The sequence below is a fragment of the Enterococcus sp. BSD2780061688st2 D3 genome, from assembly GCF_005844145.1.
Taxonomy (GTDB): Bacteria; Bacillota; Bacilli; order Lactobacillales; family Enterococcaceae; genus Enterococcus_B; species Enterococcus_B durans.
Genome location: NZ_SPHN01000036.1, coordinates 1 through 8,567, shown reverse-complemented (window position 1 = coordinate 8,567; position 8,567 = coordinate 1). Strand labels below are relative to the sequence as shown.

7 protein-coding genes and 1 pseudogene are annotated in these 8,567 nt (G+C 35.0%); 3 read left to right on the top strand and 5 right to left on the bottom strand.

Going from position 1 to position 8,567, the window contains the following annotated elements:
- Nucleotides 1-284 precede the first annotated feature (284 nt).
- Entirely contained in the window at nucleotides 285-674 is a 390-nt protein-coding gene (locus FGQ66_RS14505; protein ID WP_002328361.1) for a HEPN domain-containing protein, read from the top strand.
- 762 nt (nucleotides 675-1,436) lie between these two features.
- Here the strand turns inward: FGQ66_RS14505 and rbsK are convergent.
- Genes rbsK through FGQ66_RS14490 form a run of 3 tightly spaced genes read right to left on the bottom strand, consistent with a single transcriptional unit; the run spans nucleotide 1,437 to nucleotide 4,042 of the window.
- Nucleotides 1,437-2,363, bottom strand: a complete 927-nt coding sequence (rbsK, locus tag FGQ66_RS14500; protein WP_002295554.1) for a ribokinase — start codon at nucleotides 2,361-2,363, stop codon at nucleotides 1,437-1,439.
- 13 nt (nucleotides 2,364-2,376) lie between these two features.
- On the bottom strand, nucleotides 2,377-3,036 hold the full coding sequence (rpe, locus tag FGQ66_RS14495) for a ribulose-phosphate 3-epimerase (protein ID WP_002295552.1): 660 nt from the start codon (nucleotides 3,034-3,036) through the stop codon (nucleotides 2,377-2,379).
- Nucleotides 3,029-4,042, bottom strand: coding sequence for a LacI family DNA-binding transcriptional regulator (locus tag FGQ66_RS14490; protein WP_002295550.1), 1,014 nt, complete (start codon nucleotides 4,040-4,042; stop codon nucleotides 3,029-3,031). Before FGQ66_RS14490 ends, rpe begins: the two co-directional genes overlap by 8 nt.
- Nucleotides 4,043-4,222: 180 nt before the next feature.
- On the opposite strand from FGQ66_RS14490, the gene FGQ66_RS14485 reads away from it, so the two are divergent.
- Both FGQ66_RS14485 and FGQ66_RS14480 read left to right on the top strand, forming a co-directional pair.
- Entirely contained in the window at nucleotides 4,223-5,659 is a 1,437-nt protein-coding gene (locus FGQ66_RS14485; protein WP_002295548.1) for a PTS transporter subunit IIC, read from the top strand.
- Nucleotides 5,660-6,001: 342 nt separating this feature from the next.
- Nucleotides 6,002-7,164 (top strand): IS3-like element ISEfa8 family transposase gene (locus FGQ66_RS14480; RefSeq protein ID WP_138302643.1). Its coding sequence is split into 2 segments (ribosomal slippage): nucleotides 6,002-6,278 and nucleotides 6,278-7,164, totalling 1,164 coding nucleotides; the frame shifts between segments, so codons are not numbered across the junction.
- A 260-nt stretch (nucleotides 7,165-7,424) separates the two neighbouring features.
- On the opposite strand, the pseudogene FGQ66_RS14470 reads toward FGQ66_RS14480, so the two are convergent.
- Both FGQ66_RS14470 and tnpA read right to left on the bottom strand, forming a co-directional pair.
- A pseudogene (locus tag FGQ66_RS14470) lies at nucleotides 7,425-7,523 on the bottom strand (IS30 family transposase); the annotation flags it as partial.
- A 264-nt stretch (nucleotides 7,524-7,787) separates the two neighbouring features.
- Nucleotides 7,788-8,243, bottom strand: a complete 456-nt coding sequence (tnpA, locus tag FGQ66_RS14460; RefSeq protein ID WP_002295182.1) for an IS200/IS605 family transposase — start codon at nucleotides 8,241-8,243, stop codon at nucleotides 7,788-7,790.
- Nucleotides 8,244-8,567: the final 324 nt, after the last annotated feature.

Here is an 8,567-nt window from a genome sequence, read left to right as displayed (position 1 = left end):
ATTACAGAACACCAATCGAAATATTTTTGAGCTATGTACAAGAAGCATTTTATTCTAGCTTAATTTGACAAATCATATGATTTTAAGAAAATAAAAGTTATTATTCAAAACTTTTCTGTATCGTTTATAGGTGGAAATTATGTTGGAAATACATTTTTAGACGCTTGTCTTAATTTAGAAGTCCTGCATAGGGAGTTTGGGACTGAACAAAAAGAGGTAAATGATGGATTAATTAAAGCGACAGAATTAATAAAAAAAATGTCTTCTAAGATTGAGGAAGCGTAATGAAGAAAATCATCTATAGCACAGATAACTTAAATAAACATACTCTTAGGAGAAGAATGCTTGAATTATTGAGAGAGACACCAACAGACCTACTTAAAAAAATTGATTTAGATGAGTATAATTTTACTAGGAGTAGGGATAGAAGTGATTTTGCAATGATATGTTCAAATACCAGAAATTATATCACTCATGGTAGTTCAAATGATGATTTGAAAACATTCTCTTTGTTAGAAATAGTTCGAGTAACTAAAGTTCTTAATATAATATCAGAATATCATGTCATGAAAATAATAGGTTTGGCAGACAAAGATAGCATAGACGCAATATCTCATAGAAACTACTATCAAAACGTATTAATTAATCTATATGAGTTTGAGAACTTAAATTAATTATGTTCTTTCCAGTAATAGATGAGAGAAGTCGTAAATCTAAGGGAACCTGTTAAGCTATTCACAATAACCATTTATGAAATATATTAGATGAGTTCTCCATGCTCAACAACTCCATCAGATTCAGTTTCTAAAAGTAAATAATAGCCTTCTTCATTGCTTATATTTTCTTTCAGATCTGCAAAAAGATACCCTTCTACCAGAACTTCTACTTCTTGTCTATTCTTCTTTAAGCATAAATAAAAGCTAGTTATAGGGCTAAAAATATGCCTACAACTAGCTTTTATGATTTATCTCATTTAATACCATTTTCCAGTTGGCGTATAATGAAGCTATTCTCCGTTCAAAAAATGGACTTCAATATAGCTTTTTCTTTCTTTTACTCTTATAACCGGCCATGCTGATTCGTTATCTATAACTTGCTGATGGGCTTCATGTGTTTGATCGAATGCCTTTTTTCCTAATAGCAATAATTTTCGTACCTCTCGATTTCCTTATATCGCTTCGTGCTTTTTTAACTGCTGTTACCATAATTTCCCATCACTTTGTCCATATCTTTGGTTTTCTTGTAATAACAGTATCCATATGCTTTACACAGCTTGTACGTGCTAATAAGAAAAACCGGTATATCTAGTAGTTTATTTAAGTAATAGCTCAAGACGTTCCAATAGAAAGACCATCATGACGATTTAAGATAAATTCATTTTATGTTTATTCGCTCTATTTTTTCAAAATGGCGTTGCTAACTAGCTTAAATTAGTTTTATTGCGTTATAGCTTCTTTTTGATATTCCATCACTTCTTCTTTAGTTGGTATAGCCTCTTGTCCCCCAAATCTAGATACTTTAATACCTGCTGCTATATTTGCAAAGCGAACTGCTTCTACTAAATTATCTGTATCAACTAATGTGGCTGCTAGTGCACCAGCAAAAGTATCTCCAGCCCCAACCGTATCAACCGCCTTGACTTTGATTGAATCAACTAAAACCTTTTCTCCATTTTTGTATACTAAACTGCCCTTGTTCCCCATTTTAATGATAACATCAGGAACACCCATTGCATGTATTTTTTTAGCTGCTTCAAATGCCGTCTCTTCATCTACTACTTTGATTCCAGTTATTTTTTCTGTCTCCTGCTGATTAGGAGTAACTAAACTCGCATACTTAAGAGCTTCCTCAAAATATCCATCTGCAGGAGCTGGATCTAAAATAGTGTACATATTTTTTTCTTTTGCAATTTTCATGGTCTCAATAATAGATTCTCTACTCGTTTCCATTTGTAATAATAAGACCTTAGCCTCAATATCCGAAAAGACTTCTCTTATATCTTCTTTCAAAAGTGTTTCGTTAGCCCCCATTGTACCAACCATTGTATTTTCTCCGCTATTATCAACAATCGCTACAAAGGTACCAGTGCCAGCTTTGTTCGTTTGCAAGATATAGCTAGTTAAAATACCTTTGTTTTCCAAGTTCTGAAGCATCTGTTTACCTGCACTATCTTGACCAACAGCACCTAAAAAAGCTAATTTTTTACCTTGTTTTGCTACACTGACAGCTTGATTTGAACCTTTTCCCCCAGGTAACATCTCAATCTTATTTGCAAAAACTGTTTCACTATATTCTGGATAATTATTCGTTTCCACACGTACATCCATGTTTATACTACCCAGTACTACCACATCATAGAACATTTTCATTTCCTCCCTACACTAATAATTGTTTTGTCTTTTTGACGTTTTCTTCTAACGTTCCTGCGCTGTTGTAAACCGCACTTGATCCGCCGATGTACATTGTGGCTCCATTATCCTTACACTTAGGGATCGTGTTCTCCCCAATATTTCCATCGACTTGTATTTCAATTTTCAGCCCGCGTTTCTTTATTTGATCACTAAGCTCTTGGATCTTATCATAGATAGCTGGTATGAATTTTTGCCCTGCAAACCCTGGGTTTACCGTCATCACTACTACGTAATCGGTTACGTCATAGACATATTCCAATACATCCAGTGAAGTAGCAGGATTAATGGCTACCCCCGCTTTCAAACCATGTGCTTGAATTCTTGCTAAATCGCCTTGTAAATTCGTTGTTGCTTCAGCATGTATAGAAATCATATCTGCACCTGCCTCTGCAAATGTATCGATATAACGGCTTGGATCTGTCACCATTAAATGTACATCAAGTGGTTTTTCAGTTATTTCCCGAACTCTTTTAACAAAGTCGATGTTAAGACCAAAATTTGGAACAAAGACTCCGTCCATCACATCAATATGGTAAAAATCTACTGCTGCATTGTCTAATTCTTTAATATCTTGTTCTACATTTCCTAAATCCGTGCACATTAATGATGGTCCTAGTTTATTCATTCTTTACACTCCTATTATTTGATGACTCTCTGACTATTAAATCAGGAGAAATATTATATTTTCTTGGCTTACTATTTGGTTGATTTATCAAACGGTCGAGTTCTTTAATCGTAAGTTCTCCGATACGCGATTTGTGCTGACTAACAGTTGTTAGTTTTGGATAAAAATAACTTGAAAGTAAAACATTATCGTATCCAATGATTTTTACTTCTTCTGGTACTTGTAAGCCTGCGTCAATACATGCTCTAATAGCACCAAATGCCATTGCGTCATTAGAACTAAAAATGGCATCAAAAGTACAACCCTTTTTAATTAACTCATTAATCGCTTCATACCCACTGATTGTTTCAAAATTACCATAAACAATTTTTTCAAAATCTGTTATTTTATTTTCCTTTAGAGCCTCTCTGTAACCCTCTAATCGATCTAAAGAGCTTTTTTCACCATCTGGCCCCGACAAAAAGACAATTTTCTTACAGTTATTGTTTTTAACTAAATGAGTAACAGCTTGGTATCCGCCATCTTTATGGTTTACTCCAACGGCAGAATATGGATGTGAAAATTGAGTTCTATCAATTGTAATTGTGGGAATTCCACGTTCTTCTAAACGCTTTAAATCCTCTTCATTGACATGTAATGAATTAATAATTGCTCCACACGCATAATGATCCACGATTGAATCAAGATAGTATTCAACTTTTAATCGTTGATCTTCACTGTTACAAAGATATAAGCTGTATCCATATTTACTGGCTGCGGCTTCAATTGCTTGAACTAATTCTGGAAAAAAAGGATTATTTAAAGTTGGTATTATTAAAGCTATCAAATTCGAATCTCGCTTTGATAAACTTTTAGCTAATGAATTAGGTCTATAACCTACTTCTTTTATTACCTTGTTTACACGTTTAATAGTTTCAGGGCTTGCTTCTCCCTTTCCATTAATGATTCTAGAAACAGTAGCAGTAGAAACATTTGCTAATTTTGCTACATCGCGTATTGTTGTCATACTTTAAACTCCTCTTTGAAATAACGTAACCGATTACGCTTATTATCATAACTCCTTTTGCAAGCGGTTGTCAATATAAATATTTTCTCTTGTATTTAAAAGATAAATGTGATAAATTGTAAAAGTCCTCAAAATTCGTAACCGGTTACGCATTTACGAAAACTAAAGGGGATGTTGTATATGTTTGAAGCACTAAATACAGGTTTTAACTTTTTCATTGGATTAGGCGCACCTGCTATGATGTTTATTGTTATTACTCTACTATCGTTAGTATTTAAGGTTTCTTTTTCTAAATCAATTGAAGGCGGTCTCAAAATGGCCATTGCATTAACTGGTATGGGTGCTATTATATCCTTACTAACCGGTGCTTTTGGACCAGCTTTAAATAGTTTTGTTGAGTCTACTGGTGTTTCTTTGTCTATAACCGATTTAGGATGGGCACCTTTAGCTGTGATTACGTGGGGATCTATGTATACACTATATTTTGCGTTCATTTGTATCATTATGAACTTAATCATGTTGTTTACTTCCTTTACCCAAACCCTGAATGTTGATTTATTTAATATTTGGAATATTTCTATTATAGGATTGATTATTTTAGAATACTCTAATAACAACATTTTCATAACCTCAATTTTTGTAGTCTTTATCTACGCACTTATGTTGATTAATGCGGATGTAATGAAACCGACAATCAACGAATTATTGGACTATGAAGAAACGAATATCACTACGACAGCGCATCCATCTTTATTAGTAGCTCCTATCGTAATGATCTTTAATAAATTAATTGATATCTGTATTCCTTTTATCGATAAATATGATTTTAACGCTGAAATTTTAAATAAAAAAATTGGTTTTTGGGGTAGTAAATTTGCGATTGGTGTTTATTTAGGCTTATTTATTGGTCTATTAGGACAACAAAGCCCTCAAGAAGTCTTTACTCTAGCGTTTACTGCAGGAGTTGCTTTGGAACTATTTGCTTATGTTGGTGGTTGGTTCGGTCCTGCTATTGAACCATTATCAGACGGTGTCACTACTTTGATGAGTAAACGCTTAAGAGGTAGAAAATTATTTATTGCCATTGATTGGCCGATTCTTGCATCAAGAGCCGAGGTATGGGCAGTAGCTAATATTTTAGCTCCTATTCTTCTAATCATCTCTATGATTCTTCCGGGAAACCAAGTTCTTCCTTTAGGAGGGATTTTATTAACTGTTTTAACACCAGCCTTGTTGATTGTTACTAAAGGAAAAGTTATCCGAATGACAATTATCGGTACGATAATGATTCCGTTATTCTTATGGGCAGCTACTCTTATTGGAAATTTCCTTACATCAGCATCTATTGCAATGAATAACTTCCCAGCTGGTTTATCAGAAGGACAGTTATTTAGTTCTGTTGATTCGGATCCCTTAGAAAAAATGTTAGCTGTATTATTAGGGAAAGCAGTCAGTACTATGGACCTAACTTTAATCTTATCATCTGTAGCAGCGTTAGCAGGTTATATCTTAATGTTCATTTGGTACTTTAAACAAATGAAAAAAGATAATTTAAAAGCTACCGAATTAAATAAATCTTCTCATATAAAGAACGATGTTTTAAAGGTAAGTAAGTAGTTTATTACAGGATTTATTTTTTCGATTTCTATAATTACTATTTAAGTAACATCATTATTAAACTCTTTGATGGAGATGGGGTAAAAAACCATCTCCATTTTTTTCTTTTTGAAAGAGCTTTAGAAGAATGTTTAAACCACAATATGAACTGACTAACACTCCTTTAAGAGTTACGATAGACGAAAATTTTCAATAAATCGCATTTATCATGTATCAGTTAGTAACACCTTTACTTTATTTTTCGTTATTACATGTAACGGATGAGAGGTGAATCGGCTACACTAGACTAGACAGAAAAAATAAGGTGTGTAGAATAATAAAAAACACACTGGAGGATTTTTCATGTCAAAACGTCAACGAAGAACCTATTCAAAAGAATTCAAACAACAAATCGTCGATCTCTATCTCGCTGGTAAGCCTCGCGCAGAAATTATTCGAGAGTATGAGCTTACGCCTTCTTCTTTCGATAAATGGATGAAGCAAGCACAATCAACGGGCTCATTCAAAGAAAGAGACAACTTAACACCAGAACAAGCAGAATTGATCGCACTAAGAAAGAAAAATAAGCAACTCGAAATGGAGAATGATATTTTAAAGCAAGCGGCGCTGATATTCGGACGAAAAGACAAGTAATTGATGCCAACAAGCATAAATATTCCATATCAGCGATGTGCAAAATTCTAAATATTTCTCGTCAGACCTACTATTATCAAGCGAAACCGATCGAAAATGAGTCCGACTTAGAAGAGATCGTCCAGGAAGAGTTTATTCGAAACCGAAAGGCTTACGGTACCCGAAAATTGAAGAAGTGTTTAGCAAAGCGTGGGCTTCAACTCAGTCGGCGCCGAATCGGTCGAATCATGAAACGCCGCGGATTGACATCTACCTATACGATCGCTCATTTTAAAGGGCAACGAACAGCTTGTAATGAAGCGAAAACAGCGAATGTATTAGATCGGACCTTTACACAAGAACAGCCATTGGAAGCCATCGTTACGGATCTTACTTATGTTCGCGTGGGGAAAAAGTGGCATTATATCTGCTTAATACTTGATTTGTTTAATCGAGAAATTATTGGTTATTCCTGTGGTGAGAAGAAAGATGCCTCATTGGTAAAAGAAGCCTTTGGACGGATACCGTATTCTTTAACAGACGTCAAGCTTTTTCATACAGACCGGGGAAAGGAATTTGATAACCAAACCATTCATGAGATTCTGAATGGTTTTGGAATTACTCGTTCATTGAGTAGGAAGGGTTGTCCGTATGATAATGCCGTTGCGGAATCAACCTATAAATCTGTCAAAGTAGAATTCGTGCATCAATACCAATTTGAGACACTGGCACAGCTACGTCTAGAATTGTTTGATTATGTGCATTGGTGGAACTATCTACGCTTACATGGCACGTTGGCGTATGAAACACCGATCCAAATTCGACAACAGAGATTGGCGAAGCGAATCCTTGATAATGAGCGCGGATCTGATACCTCTGGAGAGGCAGCGTAATTGAATGATTGTGCTTCTGCCGGAGAAAATCAGATCCGAGGATGCTCATTGTCAAGGGCAATCGTAGCCATAACACCGCAGCATTCACAACACCTTATAATTTTTGTCAAAAAAAGTGTTGCCATTCCAAATGGAAGGTTTTATACACTACAACAGAAAGAAGTAAGCAGAATTCATCAGCACATTCCTCCATATCCATATGGAACTGTTGCTAATAAATTAGAAAGTTATTTAAATCGCTTTTTTAATGATCTTAATTGTCAAATTAAGTTAGACAGATCATCAATACTTACGTAACTCAAAAATACTTCCAAAGGTGTTCGATAATCCAGTGATTTTCTAGGAAGATTATTTCTGCGCCAGCATTTTCTAATGTTTGAATTTGTGTTTTGTAATCTTGGTTGCTTGTGCTAATTCTTGAATAGCCGTAAATTGCCAAAATTTCATCACCCTTTCTGGACATAAGTTTCTGACACCAGTTAAAATCAAGTCTATCAGTAACCCATACACCCGTGAGGACGGGTGTATTTTTAATCCCCCTAGAAGGGGTCGACACTCGCTGCCCCTTAAAAGGGGATTTTTAAAAGACCGCCAACTGCTCATCTTCACTCACTTACTTCTCTTTATTTTTTAAATGGTTCTACGTACTCTCTTTTACTTATAATATATCGAATGCGATCATCAGCTTCTTGTTCACGGATGTATTTTTCATTTGTCTTTTGATTCAATCCGACTGTACTCACATAGTATCTCTTCGACCAAAAGGATTTGTTTCCGTATTTATATTTGAGATTTGCGTGCTGCTCGTGGATTAGTACCGCACTACGACCTTTCAGATACCCCATAAAACTGGATATACATATTTTTGGTGGTACTCGAACAAGCATGTGAATATGATCTAGCATTGCATGTGCTTCTATGATTTCCACATCTTTCATTTCGCACAACTTCCTAAGTATTTTTCCAAGATCTTTTCGTAATTGCCCATAGATTACTTTTCGTCGATATTTTGGTGTAAAAATAATATGATACTTACAATTCCAACGAGTATATGCTAAACTTTTATCGTCATTTGACATGAAAAAACTCCTTTCGATCTGATGAGCGGTTGGTAGCCACTCACTAGTATATCGAAAGGAGTTTTTATCGCTAAAGATACTTCTTCCACGCGTAGAAACGCGCGGTTTTCTTGTTTCGCACGCTTTACGCACAAAACTGACTGAAGTCATTAAGAAAATAAAAGGGTCTAAAACTTTTAAGTTTTGTACCGACCCCCAAAAGTTAGACCAAAAAATCTAACTTTTGGAGGTCGGTATTTTTTATAGCTATATAGGTTGAATTAAATACTTTACATCCGCACGCACAGTCGGTCAATCACCTCAAGGGGACGCTCGTTTACATCG